The sequence below is a fragment of the Vitreoscilla filiformis genome (assembly GCF_002222655.1).
Classification (GTDB): domain Bacteria; phylum Pseudomonadota; class Gammaproteobacteria; order Burkholderiales; family Burkholderiaceae_C; genus Ideonella; species Ideonella filiformis.
This window is the reverse complement of the sequence record NZ_CP022424.1, coordinates 1-19,089: the sequence shown is the minus strand read 5'-3', so window position 1 is coordinate 19,089 and position 19,089 is coordinate 1. Positions and strand designations below refer to the sequence as shown.

The window sequence follows — 19,089 nt, the reverse complement described above, 5'->3', positions numbered from 1 at the left end:
TTTTTCGAGGAGACACCGTTTCATGCCTGGTTTGCTGCCCCACATCGATCCCGATGGTTTGCTCGAATACTCGGTGGTGTACACCGATCGGGCGCTCAACCACATGTCCCAGCGCTTCCAAGGCGTGATGCGGGACATCGCTACCACCCTCAAAGCCGCCTACGCCGCACAAGCCGTGGCGGTGGTGCCCGGCAGCGGTACGTTTGGCATGGAGGCGGTCGCACGTCAGTTTGCGCAGGATCAACCTTGCCTTGTGCTGCGCCACGGCTGGTTCAGCTACCGCTGGAGCCAAATTCTGGAGATGGGCCGCATCACCGACCGCGTCACCGTGCTCAAAGCGCGCCCCGCCAGCCAAGAGGCGCAAGCCGCCTGGGCACCTGCACCACTGGGAGAAGTGGTGGCCACGATCTTGCGAGAGCGGCCAGCCGTGGTGTTTGCACCGCATGTGGAGACCGCCAGCGGCATGATCTTGCCCGATGCCTACGTGCAGGCCGTGGGCCAAGCGGTGCGCGAAGTGGGAGGCTTGTTTGTGTTGGATGCCATCGCGTCGGGCGCCATTTGGGTCAACATGCGCGAACTGTGCGTCGATGTGCTGGTGAGCGCTCCCCAAAAGGGCTGGAGTGGCTCACCGGGCTGTGCTTTCGTCATGCTGGGAGAGCGTGCGCAAGCCCGGCTGGCGAACACCCAAAGCACCAGTTTTGCCGCCGACTTGAAGAAGTGGTCGCAAATCATGCAAGCCTACGAGGACGGCGCGCACGCCTACCACGCCACCATGCCGACCGACGCCCTGGCACGCAGCCGTGATGCCATGCTGGAGACACGCCACCTGGGCTTCGAACAGTTGCGGGATCGGCAATGGTCACTGGGCGCACGGGTGCGGGCATTGATGGCCGAGCTGGGTTATCCCAGCGTGGCTGCGCCCGAGTTTGCCGCCCCGGGTGTGGTGGTGTGTCACACCCGGGACACGGGTTTATCCACCGCACGGGCCTTGGGAGCGCAGGGGTTGCAAAGCGCGGCGGGCGTGCCGCTGCAGTGCGACGAGCCAGCGGGTTTTCAGACTTTCCGCATTGGCTTGTTTGGCCTGGACAAGCTGCAAAACATCGATCGCACCTTGGTCACACTGGCGCAGGCGCTGCGCCAACACCAAGCTGCTCAGTAAGGTCGCATGCCTTGGATGTTGCCGGCTGGCAGGTACTGGCAAACCCAGATCTGTCCTTGATCTGGGCAAACTTGGCGGCCACACCCCAATGTGGTCGTCTCCGACCAGATGAGCTGGGTGTAGTGGCCGCAAACTTGGCCGGTTTGGCAGGTGTTGCTGGGGTAGTCGTACCAACGCGCTTGCTGGCCCCAATGGTCAATGACCAAGCTGGGTGTCAGCGGATTGACACCCACGCGACCCGTGGGCCAAGTGCGGGGCCCGGCCCAGAAGATGTTTTCGCCGGCTTCACTGCCGCTGTACAACATCTTGCACTGGTTGTTTTGCGCGAGGTTGTTTGCCCACGCTTGGGCCCGCTGCGCCAAGCTGGCCGACCAGCGCAGCGGCGCAACGCCGACTCGAACCCGCCAACGGTTGTGGGTGGCGACGGCTTCGTCACGCTCTTCTGTGTTCAGCCCTGGCCACAACAAGGGGGCTGATGCCACCGTTGCAGGCAAGGAGGGGGCTGGCGCAGCGTGGGTCAGCCAAGACAAACAGCATACGCAGCCAGCGCCCACAGCGGCGGCAAAGCGTTTGAACAGCACGGTGATGCTCCAGAGGCTAAAAAGAGAAGGTTCAGGCTAGCATGGGCAAAAAAAAACCAGCGACATGTGTCGCTGGTTTTGAATGGTTGGTGCCCAGGAGAGGACTCGAACCTCCACGGAGTTACCCGCTAGTACCTGAAACTAGTGCGTCTACCAATTCCGCCACCTGGGCAATGCAAAAATGCAAGAACGCCAGTTTACTCGGAAAAATGATACTCCCAAAATAGAAGAGTAAAAAACTTTGTTATTTTTGTGCAAAGTGGGGAGACATAACACAAATGTTGCCACTTTGTGATCTGCTGGCAGTACGATTGACAGCAGTGTTGAAAGGGGAGCGCATCATGTCAGTGCGTACAGGTTTTTCGGCAGCGCGTCAGGCGGTTGCCAGTGCGATGTTGGCGTTGGTCGCGGGGGTGGCTCAGGCCAATTCGGCGACTGTGGAGTTCGGTACTTTGCTGAGTGGTGCCGGCGCACCGACGACGGCAAATTTCGCAGAGCTGACCGTTCAGGACGTGGGCAACAACGCAGTGTTCAGCCTGCGTGCCAGCGACTTGGCATTGTTCAGCGGAAGCGCCCCATTTCTTGGCGCGATTGGGCTGGAGCTGAGTGACTACTCGTCTTCGGTTGGATCGGTGACAGGTGTGTCGGGTGGTGGCGTGACGTCCGTTTCCATTTCGAACGGCGGTGGGCCGGGCGGATCTTGGGACATGCGCTTCAACTTCGGGCAAGGCGCGAACAATCGCTTGCTGAACGGTGAAACCGTGACCTGGACTTGGGTCGGCGGCGCCGGTTTGTGGGACGAAGCGGGCATGGCAGCACACGTCCAAGGCATCAGCTACGGTGGTACCACGTCGGCGTGGTACCGCGCTGACAGCGTCAGTGGCGGCGGCATCGTGACCACCCCGACGGTTGTCCCGGAACCTGCGACCTATGGCATGTTCGGCCTGGGACTGTTGTTCATCGGGGCGCTGCGTCGGCGCGCTTCGCGTTCGCGCCGTCGCTGATCGCGCAGAACCAGATTGAATGCAGCGGCGCCTTCGGGCGCCGTTTTTCATGGTGCCAACGATGAAACGCGCTGAAGCACCAGCGACGCCACGCTGTCCGCAAAAGTTTCGACGGGGATGCCGAGCTGGCGGTATTTCCACCGCTTGATCACCCAATCTTGCAGCAGCGCGGCACTGTGAATGGTCAACATGCGGGCGGCTGGAGAGTCTGTCACACCAGCGGCCTGAATGAAGGCGCACAAATTCTCCTGGAATTGCAGCTCTGCTGATTTGGCCACCTGGCGTTGACTCTCCGACAGCATGCGTGACTCCATGAAAACAAAATAAAACCACGGCTGCAACTGCTCGGTCATGAACGCATGGCCTCGCAGTGCAGCCACCAGGCGTTGTTGCGGGTTCGCCAAGTCGGTGAACCAGTGGGCGCTGGTGTGGATGAGCAAACGCACCATGTCTTCGATCATGGCAGCGATGTCATCCTTGCTGTTGATGTAGCCGTAGAGCCCGCCCATCGATAAGCCCGTTGCTTGGCTGAGGTCACGCAACGTCATGCTGGCGAAGCCGACTTTGTTGGCCAAGCGGAATGTGGCTTCGAACAGGCGGCGCAGGTTGTCTTGCGCTTTGTCCAGGCGCTTGACGGTCAGGCGCTGTTGGTGACGCTCCAGCAAAACGTGCCATACGCTGTCCGCGTTCAGGGGTGATCGGCTGCGGAATTGGACGAAGCTGAACCCCGGGGACAGCCCCAGCGCTTGCTGCAAGGGATCGGGGGCTTCCTGCGGTTCACATTGACGCTGCATGCGACCCGATTGTAGACTGCACCCCCAAACCGAGCGAGCGCTCGGTTTTTTTAGCATCCTCGGATTCTGCCACCATGCCTCCTTCCGCTGTTTGTGCTGAGTGGGTGGCGCCCACCTCGGTCGCCACTGCGCCACCGCATCGCCCTCCGTTGCAGGGGGAGCCGACGCTGTGGTTGCACGAGGAACACGCCATTCGTCGCAACGCCTGGTTTGCTGGATTGGAGCCGGCTTTGCAGCGAGTGGTGCTTGCCGCGTGCTCGGTGCGGCGAGTGCGGGCGGGCACCGTGATCGAGCGCGGGCACGTTCCGGCGCAAACTTGGTACGGATTGGCGCAAGGTGCGGTGCGCCTGAGTGCGCCGATGGACAGCGGGCGCAGCTTGACCCTCTCCTTGCTCGGGCCCGGCCACTGGTTCGGTGACGGGGCGGTGTTGGACGGCAGCACCTTGTTCGAAGCGCAAGCCTGTACCGATGCCACGCTGCTGTGGATGCCGGGCGCTACGCTGCGCCACTTGCTGACCTTGCATCCCATGCTCGGGATGGCGCTGGTGCAATTGCACCACCGACGCACCCGCTTGCTGACGGCACAGTTAACGGCAGCCGTGTCTCTGTCGTTGCGGCAGCGGTTGGCGCATTTGCTGCTACACATGGGGCGGCGTTTTGGGGATGCTTGGCCGGGTGGGCGGCAGCGCCTGTGGGTGAAGTTGTCGCAGCGGGATTTGTCGGACATGCTGGGCGTGAGCCGGCAGCGCCTCAACATGTGCTTCAAACAATTGGAGCGCGAGTTGGCGGTGAGCATGGAGCGTGGCCATTTGGTGCTGTCCCCGGCTGACTTGGCGCGGGTGGCGCAAGGCAGCGCCGGGATGCTGGGGGAATGAAGCCCTCGCGGGAGCAGTACCGAGGTTGCCTGCTGGGCTTGGCGCTGGGGGACGCTCTGGGGGCCCCGCGTGAAGGGGGTTGGCTGGAGCGTCGGTTGTGGCGCTGGGTGGGCACCACCCGCCAGGGCCTGCCACGCTGGACGGACGACACACAAATGACCCTCGATGTGGCCGAGGTGCTGCTGCGCGAGGGAGAGATTCACCAAGATCGGCTGGCGGCGACCTTCGCACGGCATTACCACTGGTCGCGGGGTTATGGGCCGGGCACGGCGCGATTGCTGCGGCGCATCCGGCGGGGTGCGGCGTGGCAGACGGCACGAACCGCGCAGTTCCCGCAAGGTTCGTACGGCAATGGGGCCGCCATGCGGGTGGCTCCCTTGGCGCTGTGGTTCCATGCGGACCCTGCCACGCTGTTGCTGCAAACGCAGTTGGCGGCGGAAGTCACCCATGCCCATCCGCTGGCCCTGGAAGGTGCGGAGGCGATGGCCTTAGCCCTGCAAACGGCCCTGACGCACAGCGAGGACGGCCCAACCCTGGGCGCCGCTGTGTGGGCCCAGCTCCAAGCGTATTGCACCGCCCCCGAATTCTTGAGCCGCCTCGCTTTGGCGCAGACATGGTGGCAGGGTCAAGCCAACCCGCCGCCGCCTTGGGTGGCCCAGCATTTGGGCCACGGAACAGCGGCCCACACCTCGGTGATCACGGCGATTTACGTGGCGCTGTGTCACTTGGAGGCAGATTTTCTCGATCTGCTGGCGTTCGTCGCGGGTCTAAAAGGGGATGTGGACACCCTGGGCGCGATGGCCGGGGCGATCTGGGGCGCCCACCGAGGCGCAGCGGGCCTCACCGAATGGCCATTGGAGCGGCGGGCGGAGGTGGTGGCCATCGCCGACCAGCTCCATGATCACGCTCCCGTGTGATGCCGGTTCACTCACGCAGCGCCGTCAGCGCTTCCCAAGCTGTATTTGCGCACCTTGTCGGCCAACGTGGTTTTGGCCACGCGCAGCGCCTTGGCCGTGCGGGCGATGTTGCCCCCTTGGCGCTTGAGTTCTTCGGCAATCAAACTGCGCTCGAATCCGTCCACGGTTTCGGCCAGGCTGGGGCCGGTGGCGGTGGTGGACTCGCCCAGCACCGCCTGCGGCACGCCCAGCACCAAACATTCGGCCACGTTGCGCAGCTCGCGCACATTGCCCGGCCAGGGATGGGCCATCAGCCGGTGCAACTGCTGGGTGCTGACCTGCGGCTGCGGTCGTTGGAAGCGGCTGGCGGCCAGCAGCAAAAAATGCTCTAGCAGCAGCGGGATGTCCTCGCGGCGTTCGCGCAGCGGCGGCAAATCCAGGGTGATGACGTTGAGCCGGTAATACAAATCGGCGCGGAAGCTGCCTTCTTTGGCGCGTTGCAGCAAATCGTCTTTGGTGGCGGCGACGACGCGCACATCCACCGGCTGGCCGTGGTTGGCGCCCAGGCGCTCCACCACACGCTCCTGCAACACCCGCAACAGCTTGATTTGCATGCCGGTGGGCATGGTTTCCAGCTCGTCGAGGAACAGCGTGCCTTGGTGTGCGTACTCGATTTTGCCGATGCGTTTTTTTTGTGCCCCCGTGAAGGCGCCGGCTTCGTGGCCGAACAGTTCGCTGTCCAACAAGGTGTCGGGCACGCCGCCGCAGTTCAGGGCGACGAAGGCCGCCGACCGACGGCGCGAAAAATCATGCAGCGCCCGCGCCACCACTTCTTTGCCGGTGCCGGTTTCGCCTCGGATCAGCACATCCACCGGCGAATCGGCCACCTCGGTGATGAGTTTGCGCACGCGCTCGATTTGCGGCGAAATGCCCACCAGCTTGCCCGACAGATCATCCCGCGCCGCCAGCGCCCGCCGCAGCGAGGCCACCTCCAAAGTCAGCCGACGTTTTTCCAGCGCCCGTTTGACGACCTCGACCAACACTTCAGGCGAAAACGGTTTCGGGATGAAGTCGTAAGCGCCGCTGCGCATGGCTTCGACCGCCAAGCTCACACCGCCATGGCCGGTGATCATGATGATCGGCAGGTCGGCTTCCATTTGGTGGCAGTGACGCACCAGGCTGAGGCCGTCGGCGCCGGGCAAGCGCATGTCGGTCACCACCACGCCGGCAAAACCGGGGCGGAGTTGGGTGCGGGCGGCTTCGGCGGTGTCCACCGCATCCACGCTCAGGCCGGCCAGTTGCAGCGCTTGCATGCAGCCCAGTTGAACGTGGATGTCGTCTTCCACCAGCAGCACGGAGAGTTCGGTTGTCATGCGTTGGGCGTGTCGGGGGCGAGGGGGGAGCGGCGGGCAACTGCACGGTGAAACTGGCACCGGGTGAACCGTCGCTCGTCGGGCTGTGCGCGAGGATATCGCCCCCGAAGGCCCGCACGATGTCCCGCGAGATCGCCAGCCCCAAACCCAGCCCCGCGCCGGCGTCTTTGGTGGTGAAAAACGGCTCAAACAAGCGGGCCTGCTGCGCCGGGGCAAAGCCGGTGCCGCTGTCTTCCACCCGTACCCAAACGTGGCGCACGCTCGCCGACGTTTCGGCGGGGGCCGCCGCTGCCAAGGCCACGGCTTGCGCCACCCGCTGGGTGTCGTTCAACGCTGCGTCGGGTTCACCCCAGCCGGTGCTCAGGCGCAGGGTGCGCGTGGGGCTGGCGTGCATCGCGTCCAGGGCGTTGCCGATCAGGTTGATGAGCACCTGCTCCAAGCGGTTGGGGTCACACCAGGCGATCACCCGCCCCGGCTCGGCGCTGTTGAGCACCTGCACCTGCTCTTTGCGGATCAAAAACAGCGCATTACCGAGGGCGTGCGCCACGTCGGTGGCCTGCGGCTGCGGTTCGGACTTGCGTGCAAACCCCTTGAGTGGCTGGATGATGCCCCCCATCTGATCCGCCAACCGGGCGATGATGGCCAGGTTGTTGCCGGCGGCTTTGGTGTCGCCTCGGCGCAAAAATTCGCTGGCGTTGCCGGACAGGGTGCGAATCGCCCCCAGCGGTTGCGTCAATTCATGCGTGATGCCGGTGGTCAACTGCCCGAGCACCGCCATTTTGGCCGCGTGAACCAACTCGTTTTGAGCAGCGCGCAGGGTGTGTTCGGCTTGTTCGCGCTCGGCCACTTCTTTGCGTAAGCGCACATTGGTTTCGGTGAGAGCGCGGGTGCGGCGGGCGACTTTGCTTTCCAGCTCGGCGTTGGCGTCTTGCAGCATCTGCTGGGCGCGCAGTTTTTGCCGCACGATGCGTCGGCGCTGGTTCCAGTACAGCCCCAGCAAGCCGACAAACCCAGCGGCCACCGCCGTCAACAATCCTGTGAGCGCCGCTTGGTTGCGCACCGTGCGCAGGTCGGCGAAGAGCATCAGGCGCCAGTCCATGCCATCGAGCACCCGGCCGAGCACCAACATGCCGAAGCTGCCGCCGTTGCCGGCACGCGGTTGCGTGGTCAAGGTGCCGGCGCCGGGTAAGACGCCTTCGAGCACCTGGCTGTCTTCGTCCACCGTCATGCGCACATCGAGGGGAAAGCGGCGCAGTTTCTCGCCTTCGTACAGCCGGCTGAGTTGCCAATCGACACGCTGTTCAGCGCTCGGGTCGGTCAACGTGGTGTAACGCCATTCCGGTTGAGAGGACAGGATGACCACCTGGTTGGTGTCCGCCAGCAGGGCCGGTGCGCCCAGCAGTGCCCAGGTTTGTTCGACCGGCACCAGGCTGATTTTGATCGCCGCCACGCCGACCACGCGGGCGCCATCCCGGATCGGATGCGAAACAAAATAACCCGGTTCACCCGTGCCCACGCCGATGGCAAAGTGCCGCCCCACGCGACCCGACAGAGCATCCAAAAAATAGGGCCGAAACGACAGGTCTTGCCCGATGCGGCTGTCGTCGTCCGGGCCGGGGGTGGTGGTGCTGTTGCTGGAGGCCAGCACGGTGCCGCGTTCGTCCAGAACGAACACCGCCAAGCTGCCCAGGTGGGCGTTGAGGCGGCGCACAAATAACCGTTGACGGCCACGAGGTGGTCGCGCCGATCCTGCTCGCGCTCGGCGGCGCGCAGCAAGGCCAACACCTGCGGATTGAGCTGCACCGTGGCAGGCACGGGTTCCAGGCGTTTGATCACGCCTTCCACCGCCGAGGCGAACAGATCCAACCGATGCCCGACTTCTTGGTGCAAAACCCCCGTGCCTTGTTGCAGGCTCAACATCCAGCCTGCCCAGCCCGCCACAGCCAACCACAGCAGGGCCAACAACAGGGCCAAGCCGCGCCGCCAGCCGGGCCAGCGGGTGGAAAACGCTTGGGAATCGCTGGCGGAAGGGGGGGCGTCGCGCATTGCGGCAGGTCGGGGAGGGCCGCCCAGGTGCTCAGTGGTTCAGAATCTTCGAGAGGAATTCCTTGGCCCGGGGCGAACGGGCTTCCGGTTGGCCGAAGAATTCTTGCTTGGTGCAGTCTTCGATGATTTGGCCCTTGTCCATGAAGATCACCCGGTTCGAGACCTTTTTGGCAAAGCCCATTTCGTGCGTCACGCACATCATCGTCATGCCTTCGTTGGCCAGTTGCACCATCACGTCCAGCACTTCGCCGACCATTTCCGGGTCGAGCGCCGACGTCGGCTCGTCAAACAGCATGACGATTGGATCCATGGACAGCGCCCGTGCAATCGCCACGCGCTGCTGTTGGCCGCCGGAGAGCTGGCCGGGGAACTTGTCTTTGTGCGCCATCAGGCCGACGCGGTCGAGCATTTTCAGGCCGCGTTTCAGCGCGTCGTCCTTGCTGCGGCCCAGCACCTTGATTTGGGCCAGCGTCAGGTTGTCGGTCACGGACAGGTGCGGGAACAGCTCAAAGTGCTGGAACACCATGCCGACGTGGCTGCGCAGTTTGGGCAGGTTGGTTTTCGGGTCGGCGATGCTCACGCCGTTGACGACGATGTCCCCCTTTTGGAACGGCTCCAGCGCGTTCACAGTCTTGATGAGGGTGGATTTGCCCGAGCCCGAAGGCCCGCACACCACGACCACTTCCCCTTTTTGAATGGTGGTGGTGCAGTCGGTCAGCACTTGGAAGCTGCCGTACCACTTGGAGACGTTCTTGATTTCGATCACGGCTCAAACTCCTGAATTTTGACGGATGCGGGTTCAGCGGATGATGGCGATGCGCTTCTGCAAACGCTTGACCAGCATCGACAGCGAGAAACAAATCGCAAAATAAACCACCGTGGCCACGAGGTAGGTTTCGACCGGGCGGTTGAAATTCTTGCCCGCCAGCTCAAACCCCTTGAGCAGATCGTAGGCGCCGATGGCGTAAACCAAACTGGTGTCTTGGAACAAGATGATGGTTTGCGTCAACAACACCGGGATCATGTTGCGGAACGCCTGCGGCAGCACCACCAGTTGCATGGTTTGCGCGTAGCTCATGCCCATGGCGTAGCCGGCGTAAACCTGGCCCTTGGGAATGCTTTGGATGCCGGCGCGCATGATCTCCGAGTAATAGGCCGCCTCAAACAGCGTGAAGGTGATGAGGGCCGACAGCTCCGCACCCATGGGCTGGCCCGTCAGCAGCGGGATCAGCAGGAAGAACCACAAAATCACCATCACCAGCGGAATCGACCGCATGGTGTTGACGTAGAACGTGGCCGGTTTTTCCAGCAGCGGTTTGTCGGACAGGCGCATCAAGGCCAGCAGCGTGCCCAACACGATGCCGCCCAGCATGACCACCAGCGTCAGTTCGATGGAAAAGATCAACCCTTTGCTGACGTAGCTCGTCAGCACGTCGGCGGTGAGAAAACCGAAGTCGAGATTCAGGCCGGTGCTCATGCCTTGCCTCCGTGGTGTTGGCCGGGGATGCGCACGCGGTTTTCGATGAAGTGCGCCACGTGGTAAACCAGAATCGAGGTGATGAAATACAGCGCCGTCACGGCCAGGTAAATTTCAATGCCGCGTGAGGTTTCTTCCTGGGCTTGGCGTGCAAACATCGTCAGCTCGGCCACGGACACAGCAAACGCCACCGACGAGTTTTTCACGATGCCCATGCTCTCGCTGGTCAATGGCGGGATGACGATGCGCAGCGCCATGGGCAACAGCACATAGCGGTAGGTTTGCGGCAGCGTCAGGCCCAGCGCCAAGCCGGCGTAACGCTGGCCACGCGGCAAACTCTGAATGCTGGCCTTGACCTGCTCCGACACCCGCGCCGACGTGAAGAAACCCAGCCCCAGCACCACGAGGACGAAACTCGGCAGGCTCTTGAGCGGCGGAATGAATTCCGGAATCACGAAATACCAGAGGAACACCTGCACCAGCACCGGGATGTTGCGGAACAACTCCGTCCAAGCGTCGCCGATGAACACCAGGGCGCGGCTCGGTGTGGTGCGCAAAATGCCCATCAGCACGCCCATGGCCAGCGCCACCAGCAGCGCCAGGCCGGACACAGAGGCCGTCCAGCCCCACGCCGACAGCATCCAATCCAAGTAAGTGATGTCCCCGCCTTCGCCGAAACAGCGCGGTATCACCTCCCCGTCCAGGGTGTTCTTGCAGAACACTTCCCAATCCCAACTTGCCACGCTGCTGCTCCTTGTCTTTGTTGCAGGGGGCCAAAGCCCCACCGACCACTGCGGGCGGCGGGGACTCCGGTCACGTCATCACTTCTTGTAGGACTCAGCCGGGTTGTCGTTCGGCGTGGCCCAGGCGGCCTTGGTGGCCTCGCCCGGTTGCAGACCGTACTTGCCCAGGATCTTGGCCAGCTCGCCGGACTTCATCAGGGCCTTGAGCGAGTCGTCCACGGCCTTCTTGAACGCCGGGTCGTCCTTGCGGAACATGACGGCGATGGGCTCCACCGCCAGCACTTCACCCGCCAGCTTGAAATCGGCGGGGTTCTTGGCCTTGGCAATGTTGCCGGCCAGGATGTAGTCGTCCATCACGAAGGCGTCGGCGCGGCCCGAGTCCAGCAGCAAGAAGCTGTCGGCGTGGTCCTTGCCGAACACTTCTTCGAAGTTCACGCCGGTGGCGCGTTCATGCTTGCGCAGGGTTTGCACCGAAGTGGTGCCCGTGGTGGTGGCGACCTTCTTGCCGTTGAGCTGGTTGATGCTGGTGATGCCCGAGTTGGCCTTGACGGCCATGCGCACTTCGGTGACGTAGGTGGTCACGCCGAACGCCACATCCTTCTGGCGCGCCAGGTTGTTGGTGGTCGAGCCGCATTCCAGATCGACGGTGCCGTTTTGCACCAGCGGGATGCGGTTCTGCGAGGTCACCGGCTGGTACTTGACATCCAGCTTGGCCAGGCCGAGCGATTTTTGGATGTCCCCCAGCACGCGCTGGCACACCTCGACGTGGAAGCCAGCAAACTTGCCGTCGCCCAACGTGTAAGACAGGGCGCCCGAGGACTCGCGTACGCCCAGGGTGGCGCTGCCGCTGTCCTTGATCTTCTTGAGGGTGTCGGCCTGGGCGGCGCCAGCGGCCAGCAGGGCGGCCAGGGTCAGGGCGGTGATCTTGTTCATGCGCAGTTCTCCTTGTCGTGAAGGGGGAGGGGACGAATCAATAGTCCAGGAAGATGCGTTGCAGCGCCTTGCTGTCGGCACCAGCGGCCAGGGCCACCGAGGTCAGGATACGGGCCTTTTGCGGGTTGAGATCGTGAGCGACCACCCAGTCGTATTGGTCGTCGGGTTGCTCGGCGTTGCGCAGCACAAAGCCGCCACCATTGACACGCGACGAACGCACGATCTGCACCCCTTGCGCCCGCAATTCACGCAGCGCCGGCACCACTTGTTTGGACACCGAACCGTTGCCCGTGCCGGCGTACACCAGCGCTTTGGCACCGGCGGCGGCCAGGGCACGCGGGGCCACGTCGCTGGCGTTGCCCGAGCCGTAGGCGATTTCGACGCTGGGCAGGGCGGTGATCTTGTCGATGTCGAACTCAGAGTTCACGGTGTGGCGCTTGGCCGGGGCGCGGAACCAGAAGCTCTTGCCTTCCACCACCATGCCCAGCGGGCCCCAGGGGCTCTTGAAGGCTTCGGTTTTGATGTTGACGGTCTTGGCCACGTCGCGGCCGGTGTGGATTTCGTCGTTCATCACCACCAGCACGCCTTTGCCGCGTGCCGAGGCGTCCCCGGCGACGGTCACAGCGTTCAACAGGTTGAGCGTGCCATCAGCCGACAGGGCGGTGCCCGGGCGCATCGAACCCACCACAACGATGGGCTTGCTGGTGCGCACCGTCAGGTGAAGGAAGTAGGCGGTTTCTTCCAGCGTGTCGGTGCCGTGGGTGATGACGATGCCGTCCACGTCCGCTTGCTTGGACAAAGCGGCCACGCGCTTGGCCAGGGTCAGCAAATGCTCGTTGGTGAAGCTCTCCGACGCGATCTGGAACACCTGCTCACCCCGCACTTGGGCGACGTTGCCCAGCTCGGGCACACCGGCCAGCAGTTTGTCCACGGGCACCTTCGCCGCTTGGTAGGTGGCGCTGTTCGCGGCCTGGGCACCGGCGCCGGCGATGGTGCCACCGGTGGCCAGCACCATCACTTGGGGTTTGTCGGCGGCCAGGGCAGCGGCAGCCAGGCCGAGGGCGGCCAAGGCGGCGGTCATCGAACGCAGCAGGGAACGGGACAGGGAAGCGATCACGACGAGAACTCCAAGGACAGAAGAAAAACCCCCGCACAAACCCAGGTGGATCACCCAGGCGCGGGTGGCTCAGGGTGCCGGCAGTGGCCGGTCGGACGGGGTGCGGTAGAGCTGGAGCAGGGCCTCGGAGGGGGGCCAGTTCAGGTTCAGGCCCTTGGGCGGGATCGGGCGCTGGAACCAGCGTTGGTAGAGCTTGAGCGCTTCACCCGATTGCAGCAAGTGGGTCAGGCCCTTATCGACGATGCGTTTGAAAGGAGCATCGTCGCGGCGCATCATGCACCCATAGACCTCTTGGGCCATGGGCTGGCCGACGACAATCCAATCGTCGGGCCGGGTGGCTTTGGCCCGTTCGCCGTAGAGCAAGGCGTCGTCGAGCATGAAAGCATCGGCCTGGCCGGATTCGAGCACGCGAAACGACACCCCATGCTCGCGTGATGTGATGATCTCCACATCCACCTTGCTGCGCTCGCGCCACAGCCGCAGTTGTTTTTCCGAGGTGCTGCCGGCGGTGACGACCACACGACGGTGGTGCAAATCGTCAAACCCTTGGATGCCCGAATCGCGTCGCACCATCAGCCGCGTGCCGACGACAAAAATCGACACCGAAAACGCCACCTGGCGCGCCCGCTCGGCGTTGTGGGTGGTGGAACCACATTCCAAATCGACGGTGCCGTTTTGCACCAGCGGGATGCGGTTTTGCGAGGTCAGCGGCACCAGCTTCAGGGTCAGCGCGGGCAGTTTGAGTTCGGCTTTGATGACGTCGGCCAGGCGCAACGCCAAGTCGTGCGAATAGCCAATGACTTGGTGACGGGTGTCGTAATACGAAAACGGCACCGACGATTCGCGGTGTCCCAAGCGCAGCGTGCCGGTTTCGGCGATGCGCGTCAGGGTGTCTTGGGCGTGAGCCGGTTGGGGCAGGCCCAGGGCAAGTACCAGGGCAAACAGCAGCTCCAACACCAGCACGGCCCCCAGTGCGCGCAACAGCGCGGCCACACGCGGCGAGCGACTGCGTGGGCAGGAGGTCAAGGTGAGGCTGTGCGCGATCATGGGCTCAGCTTATGCACAAGTCGTTCCAGCCCGCAGCGATTCCGCTTGCTGCCACCTCAAAGTGCGGTAACTGATTGATTTTGAAGCAGCGGTGTGGGCGTGTGCGGTGGCGCGGGCCGGGGGAGCCCACGGGCGGCAGCCGCCCCAGACGGTTTTCCGCCAAGTGGGGTGCGGGGCAGTCCGGTAAACCGAATCGCCGCTGGGGGATCAGGGCCGCAGCGTCAAGGTGGTGCGAGGGAAATACTGGCTGAAGTCCACCTCTCCTTGGAACGCGGTGGATTGCATCCAGTGCGAGTTGCCCGCCATGTCCAGCACCGTGACGCTGAAAATGTGGAATTCCCCAGGCGTCACTCCTTCCGGCAAGGCGCTGCCGATTTGGAGTGCGGCCTGTGGCAATCCCAGCAAAGGCGCTTCTGCTGCCAGGTCGATGCGTTCCAAACAATTCCCGGAACCGTCGGGTTTGCACAGCACCAATTGGGCCCAGCGGATGCCCGAAATCGCTGAAGCCACGTCGCCGGGGTCGCGTAGGCGCAAGGTGGCGCTGACATACGGCGGTTTTTGCGTGCCCGGCACCCGGCTCGACAGCGACAGCGCCGAAGTGCTCAAGCTGCCAGACACCAACTCGGGCACCGTGGTGTCCGCTTGGGGGCTGGTGACGTGGAACGTGGCCCGCCCCAAGGCCGCCAGTGCGGGATAACGGTAGGTGACGGCGTTGTCATTGGCGTCGATGAGTTGGAGCTGCCGCACTTTCCACACCCCGGCTGCGCTGTGACCATTCAACCCACCTTGGCCAGTGGGCGCCCCGACCGACAGCGACAGCGTGGTCAGCGTGCGTGGCGCTGGCAAGCTGTACCAGCGCTCGACGGTTTGCTGGCCATCGGGTGAACTCAGGCTCAACGCCAGGGTGAGGACGCCGGAGAGGTTGTCGGTGGCGCGCAGGTTCACCTGGATGGTGGCGCCGGGTTGGCTCACATCCACCGTGGGGGTGGTGACTGCGAATGCTCGCAGCACCGGAGCTTGGGTGTCTGGGGCAGCATGAAGCGATTGGCTGGCCGCCCACAGGCTCAGGCCCGTGAGCAGGCTGAGCCGTGCGTGTGAAAGCGAGGGGTGCATCGAGGATCTCCCGACAAAGGGGCCTGAAAAACTGCCGCAGGTCAAAACGCACCAGGGTGCAAAACCCGCTGGCACACCACTGACGCACAAATCGCGTCCAATGGCAATCCCTTTCCCTTGAGGAGGCACGGGATGTCTTCCCTCCATCAAAAAATTCGACAACTCTCGCCCGAACGCCTGCGCGGCATGCGCCGTGGGGTGGAAAAAGAGAGTCTGCGCACCCTGCCCGGCGGCAAGCTGGCGTTTTCTCCGCATCCGATCACCCTGGGCTCGGCCCTGACCCATCCGCACATCACCACGGATTTCAGCGAGGCCCAGCTCGAACTGGTGACCGGCGCCCACGCCAGCGCCTCAGCGGTCATCGCTGAATTGGGCGAGTTGCACCAAGTCGTCACCCAAGCGCTGGGGGACGAACGCATGTGGGTCTCCTCCATGCCCTGCAAACTGCCCGCCGATGCCGACATTCCATTGGGCCAGTATGGGCGCTCGCACATTGGCCGGGCCAAAACGGTGTATCGCCGAGGTTTGGGTCACCGTTACGGTCGGCGCATGCAGACCATCTCAGGGATTCACTACAACTGGTCGATTCCCGGCGTCAGTGATGCGGACTACTTTGGCCTGATCCGCAATTTCCGGCGGCACAGCTTTTTGCTGTTGCTGCTGTTTGGGGCGTCCCCAGCGGTGGGGGCAAGTTTTGTGGCGGGCCTGCCGCATGGGTTGCAACCGCTGGGGGAGCACACCCTGCACTTGCCGCATGCCACGTCGCTGCGCATGGGGCGTTTGGGCTATCAGAGTGAAGCCCAAGCCTCGCTGCGCGTGAGCTACAACGATTTGGCCGGCTACGGCACGGCCCTGGAAGACGCGATGACCCGCGTTTATCCCGCCTACGAAGCGTTCGGCTTGCGCAACGACCATGGCCAGTGGCAGCAGCTCTCGACCACCTTGCTGCAAATTGAAAACGAGTTTTACGGCACCATCCGCCCCAAGCGCACCATTCGCAGCGGGGAGCGCCCGCTGCACGCCCTGCGCGAACGCGGGGTCGAGTACGTGGAAGTGCGCTGCATGGATTTGGATCCGTTTTGCCCCACGGGCATCAGCGTGGGCACGGCGCGTTTTCTCGACGTTTTCTTGCTCCACTGCCTGCTCAGCGACAGCCCACCGGACACGCCCGAAGAAATTGCCGCCCTCGGTCGCAACCAACACCGCATCGCCGGGTATGGACGCCAGCCCGGGCTGTTGCTGGAACGCGCCGGCATGACCCAGCCGGCCCTCGAATGGGCCACCGAATTGGTGCAGGCGTGCGAGCCCATCGCCCGGGCGCTGGACGAGGTGCTGGGCGGGGGGGATGTCCATCAGCAAGGGGTGGCCGCCGCGCTGGCCGCGTTGGCCGAGCCGGTACGCCTGCCATCGGCCCAGGTGCTGGAGGCCATGCAAACCCACCATGCGGGCCAGCACGCTCGTTTTGTCATGGCCCGCTCTGAGGCGGTGCGCCAGCACTGGTTGGCAGAACCCTTACCGGTGGCGCGTCAAGCGCATTGGCGCGGGTTGGCGCGAGAGTCGCTGCTGGAGCAAGCGCGCATCGAAGCCGAAGCCGCCGGCACTTTCGAGGAGTTCATGCAGGACTACTTGGCGGTGGCGGGGCTGCGACCAGCGGCGTGACGGGCTGTCCTTGACGCGCCAAGCGTTCGGCCAAGGCTTGAGCATCCATGGCATGGCCAAACAGCCAGCCTTGGGCCTCATCGCAGCCATTTTGGCGCAGGAAGGCCAACTGTTCGGCGGTTTCCACCCCTTCGGCCAACGTGCGCAGCCCCAGGCTGTGCGCCAGGCTGATGACGGCGTGAACAATCGCCTCGTCCTGCCGGTCGTAGTTCAGACCGCGCACGAAGGACTGGTCGATCTTGAGCCGATCCACCGCAAAACGCTTGAGGTAGCCCAGCGAGGAGTACCCCGTGCCGAAGTCGTCGATCGACAGTTGCACCCCGAGCTGCTTCAAACTGGTGATGGTGGCGATGGTGAAGCTGGAGTTTTCCATGGCCACACTTTCGGTCAACTCCAGCTCCAGCAGGTGGGCGGGCAGGCTGTACTCGCGCAGGGCGTCGATGAGCATGTCGCGCAGCGCCGGGTTGCGAAACTGTACCGCCGACAGGTTGACCGCCACCGGCACCAGCGTCAGCCCTTGAGCACGCCACTGCGCCACTTGGCGCAGCGCTTCGCGCAGCACCCAGGTGCCGATGCTTTGGATCAGCCCCAGGGTTTCGGCCACGGGAATGAAACGCCCTGGCGGCACCATGCCCCAGGTCGGATGCAGCCAGCGCACCAGCGCTTCCACGCCGATGATGCGCTGTGTCTCGACATCGATTTGGGGTTGGTAGTGCAGCACCAACTGCTGACGCTCCACCGCCCAGTGCAGATCGCGGGCCACGGCCAGGGTTTCGCGCACTTGCTCTTGGGCCTGACGCGAAAAGAACCGCAGCGTGTTGCGCCCATCGCGTTTGGCTTGATGCACCGCCGATTCGGCGGCCTGGGCCAATTGGGTGAGATCCGAGCCGTCTTCGGGAAACTGGGCCACGCCCATGCTGGCGCTCAGGCGCAGCACTTGACCGGCCACCGGCAGGGCCTCGGCCACCACCGCCATCAAGCGCACGCCGATCTGGCTGGCTTCGCTGGCGGTGGTGCGCGGCAGCAGGAGCAAGAAGTTGTCGGCGCCAAGGCGGCACACCGTGGCATCGGGGCGCAGTGCGCGGGTCAGGCGCGTGGCCAGTTCGCGCAGCACGGCATCCCCCGCCTCGTGACCCAGGGATTCGTTGATGCCGCTGAAGTGATCCAAGTTGAGCTGCACCAACACAGCATGTTCTTTGGGGCCTGCTGCACTGAACAGGATCCGAGCGCGGTCGGCCAGCAAGGTGCGGTTGGGCAGGTCGGTGAGCGGGTCGTAGTTGGCCAGGCGCTGGATGCGCTCTTCGGCGGCTTTGCGGCTGGAGGTCTCGGTGAAGATGCCCAGGTACTGGCGCACATGGCCCTGTTCGTCATGGATGGCGCTGACAGTGAGCCATTCCGGGTAAAGCTCGCCGTTTTTGCGCTTGTTCCAGATTTCACCTTCCCAGCGGCCATCCTCCAAAATTTGCTGCCACATCGTTTGGTAGAACACCTGATCTTGGCGGCCTGACTTGAGGATGGCCGGGGTATGGCCGAGAACCTCATCCTGGGTGTAACCCGTGATTTGGGTAAAAGCGTGGTTGACGCTCAAGAAGCGGCCACGCGCATCGGTGATCAAAATCGCTTGCTGGCTGGACTCGAACACCTGTTCGATGAGCCGTGCATGGGCTTGCACTTGGCGGTGTGCGCTCTGATCCAACCACGCACCCACCACACTGCGCGGGCGGCCTTGGGCATCGCGCAGCAGCACCATGCGGTCGCAAATCCAGACATCGCGCCCATTGGCGTGGCGCACGCGGTACTCCACTTGCAGGCTGCCTTGGCCGAACAAACTGGGCAGGCTGGCGTAAAAGAGCGCCGCGTCATCCGGATGAATTTGGCTTTCCCACCAGCCGGGAGTGGTGCGGCAGTGCTCGGCGCTGAAACCCGTCATGGCCTGGATTTGCTCGCTGACGAACTGCACTTGGTGGCGCGTGTAGTCCTCGGGTTCCAAGCGCAGCGAGTACACCACCGCCGGGGACACGTTCAAAATCTGGTGCAGTTGTTCGTTTTGTGCGCGCAGCTCGTCTTCCAGATGCCGGCACGCGGTTTCTGCCCGCCGCACCAAGTACCAAATGATGAGCGCGCTCAGGCTCACGAACAACAGTCCTTTGAGCGACTGCAACGTCAACCAAGCTTGACGGTCGGTGACGATCACATCCAACAGCCAATCGGAGGCCAGCACCCAGACCGTTCCGAACAGCAGGAAGATCGCGGTGATGCGAAGGGAAATCAT

The 19,089-nt window shown here is 63.6% G+C and carries 16 protein-coding genes, 1 tRNA gene and 1 pseudogene; 5 read left to right on the top strand and 13 right to left on the bottom strand.

The window, feature by feature from the left end; all coding sequences use genetic code 11:
* The first annotated feature begins 22 nt into the window (after positions 1-22).
* Positions 23-1,159, top strand: coding sequence for an aminotransferase class V-fold PLP-dependent enzyme (locus tag VITFI_RS16340; RefSeq protein ID WP_089418225.1), 1,137 nt, complete (start codon positions 23-25; stop codon positions 1,157-1,159).
* On the opposite strand, the gene VITFI_RS16335 is transcribed toward VITFI_RS16340, so the two are convergent.
* Both VITFI_RS16335 and VITFI_RS16330 read right to left on the bottom strand, forming a co-directional pair.
* Positions 1,153-1,641 carry a CAP domain-containing protein gene (locus VITFI_RS16335; protein ID WP_157725743.1) on the bottom strand — a complete coding sequence of 163 codons (489 nt, stop codon included), beginning with the start codon at positions 1,639-1,641 and terminating at the stop codon, positions 1,153-1,155. The two genes, VITFI_RS16340 and VITFI_RS16335, sit on opposite strands and share 7 nt — an antisense overlap.
* A gap of 186 nt (positions 1,642-1,827) precedes the next feature.
* Positions 1,828-1,912: transfer RNA gene (locus VITFI_RS16330), tRNA-Leu, on the bottom strand.
* 169 nt (positions 1,913-2,081) lie between these two features.
* On the opposite strand from VITFI_RS16330, the gene VITFI_RS16325 reads away from it, so the two are divergent.
* Positions 2,082-2,744: a PEP-CTERM sorting domain-containing protein gene (locus VITFI_RS16325; RefSeq protein ID WP_157725742.1), complete on the top strand. Its 663-nt coding sequence runs from the start codon at positions 2,082-2,084 to the stop codon at positions 2,742-2,744.
* Positions 2,745-2,791: 47 nt separating this feature from the next.
* On the opposite strand, the gene VITFI_RS16320 is transcribed toward VITFI_RS16325, so the two are convergent.
* Complete coding sequence (locus tag VITFI_RS16320) at positions 2,792-3,538, bottom strand: TetR/AcrR family transcriptional regulator (protein WP_232476735.1); 747 nt, start codon at positions 3,536-3,538, stop codon at positions 2,792-2,794.
* 74 nt (positions 3,539-3,612) lie between these two features.
* On the opposite strand from VITFI_RS16320, the gene VITFI_RS16315 reads away from it, so the two are divergent.
* Positions 3,613-4,413, top strand: a complete 801-nt coding sequence (locus VITFI_RS16315; RefSeq protein ID WP_089418222.1) for a Crp/Fnr family transcriptional regulator — start codon at positions 3,613-3,615, stop codon at positions 4,411-4,413.
* Entirely contained in the window at positions 4,410-5,330 is a 921-nt protein-coding gene (locus tag VITFI_RS16310; RefSeq protein ID WP_089418221.1) for an ADP-ribosylglycohydrolase family protein, read from the top strand. Before VITFI_RS16315 ends, VITFI_RS16310 begins: the two co-directional genes overlap by 4 nt.
* Positions 5,331-5,341: 11 nt before the next feature.
* On the opposite strand, the gene VITFI_RS18555 is transcribed toward VITFI_RS16310, so the two are convergent.
* From VITFI_RS18555 to VITFI_RS16265, 9 genes and pseudogenes are all read right to left on the bottom strand, one after another.
* Complete coding sequence (locus tag VITFI_RS18555; protein WP_089418220.1) at positions 5,342-6,682, bottom strand: sigma-54-dependent transcriptional regulator; 1,341 nt, start codon at positions 6,680-6,682, stop codon at positions 5,342-5,344.
* Between the two features lie 88 nt (positions 6,683-6,770).
* Positions 6,771-7,076: pseudogene (locus VITFI_RS18965) on the bottom strand (ATP-binding protein); the annotation flags it as partial.
* 1,683 nt (positions 7,077-8,759) lie between these two features.
* Positions 8,760-9,494: an amino acid ABC transporter ATP-binding protein gene (locus VITFI_RS16295; RefSeq protein ID WP_089418218.1), complete on the bottom strand. Its 735-nt coding sequence runs from the start codon at positions 9,492-9,494 to the stop codon at positions 8,760-8,762.
* A 33-nt stretch (positions 9,495-9,527) separates the two neighbouring features.
* Positions 9,528-10,205: an amino acid ABC transporter permease gene (locus tag VITFI_RS16290; RefSeq protein ID WP_198301795.1), complete on the bottom strand. Its 678-nt coding sequence runs from the start codon at positions 10,203-10,205 to the stop codon at positions 9,528-9,530.
* Positions 10,202-10,948, bottom strand: coding sequence for an amino acid ABC transporter permease (locus VITFI_RS16285; RefSeq protein WP_089418217.1), 747 nt, complete (start codon positions 10,946-10,948; stop codon positions 10,202-10,204). The genes VITFI_RS16290 and VITFI_RS16285 overlap by 4 nt, the downstream gene beginning before the upstream one ends.
* 78 nt (positions 10,949-11,026) lie before the next feature.
* On the bottom strand, positions 11,027-11,881 hold the full coding sequence (locus VITFI_RS16280; protein ID WP_089418216.1) for an amino acid ABC transporter substrate-binding protein: 855 nt from the start codon (positions 11,879-11,881) through the stop codon (positions 11,027-11,029).
* A 37-nt stretch (positions 11,882-11,918) separates the two neighbouring features.
* Positions 11,919-12,962: a type II asparaginase gene (locus VITFI_RS16275; RefSeq protein WP_089418430.1), complete on the bottom strand. Its 1,044-nt coding sequence runs from the start codon at positions 12,960-12,962 to the stop codon at positions 11,919-11,921.
* 105 nt (positions 12,963-13,067) lie between these two features.
* On the bottom strand, positions 13,068-14,045 hold the full coding sequence (locus tag VITFI_RS16270) for a transporter substrate-binding domain-containing protein (RefSeq protein WP_089418215.1): 978 nt from the start codon (positions 14,043-14,045) through the stop codon (positions 13,068-13,070).
* 207 nt (positions 14,046-14,252) lie between these two features.
* Positions 14,253-15,158, bottom strand: coding sequence for a hypothetical protein (locus VITFI_RS16265; protein ID WP_089418214.1), 906 nt, complete (start codon positions 15,156-15,158; stop codon positions 14,253-14,255).
* A 132-nt stretch (positions 15,159-15,290) separates the two neighbouring features.
* Between VITFI_RS16265 and gshA the strand changes: the two genes are divergently transcribed.
* Complete coding sequence (gene gshA, locus VITFI_RS16260; protein WP_089418213.1) at positions 15,291-16,817, top strand: glutamate--cysteine ligase; 1,527 nt, start codon at positions 15,291-15,293, stop codon at positions 16,815-16,817.
* On the opposite strand, the gene VITFI_RS18285 is transcribed toward gshA, so the two are convergent.
* On the bottom strand, positions 16,771-19,089 hold the full coding sequence (locus VITFI_RS18285; protein WP_198301794.1) for a putative bifunctional diguanylate cyclase/phosphodiesterase: 2,319 nt from the start codon (positions 19,087-19,089) through the stop codon (positions 16,771-16,773). The two genes, gshA and VITFI_RS18285, sit on opposite strands and share 47 nt — an antisense overlap.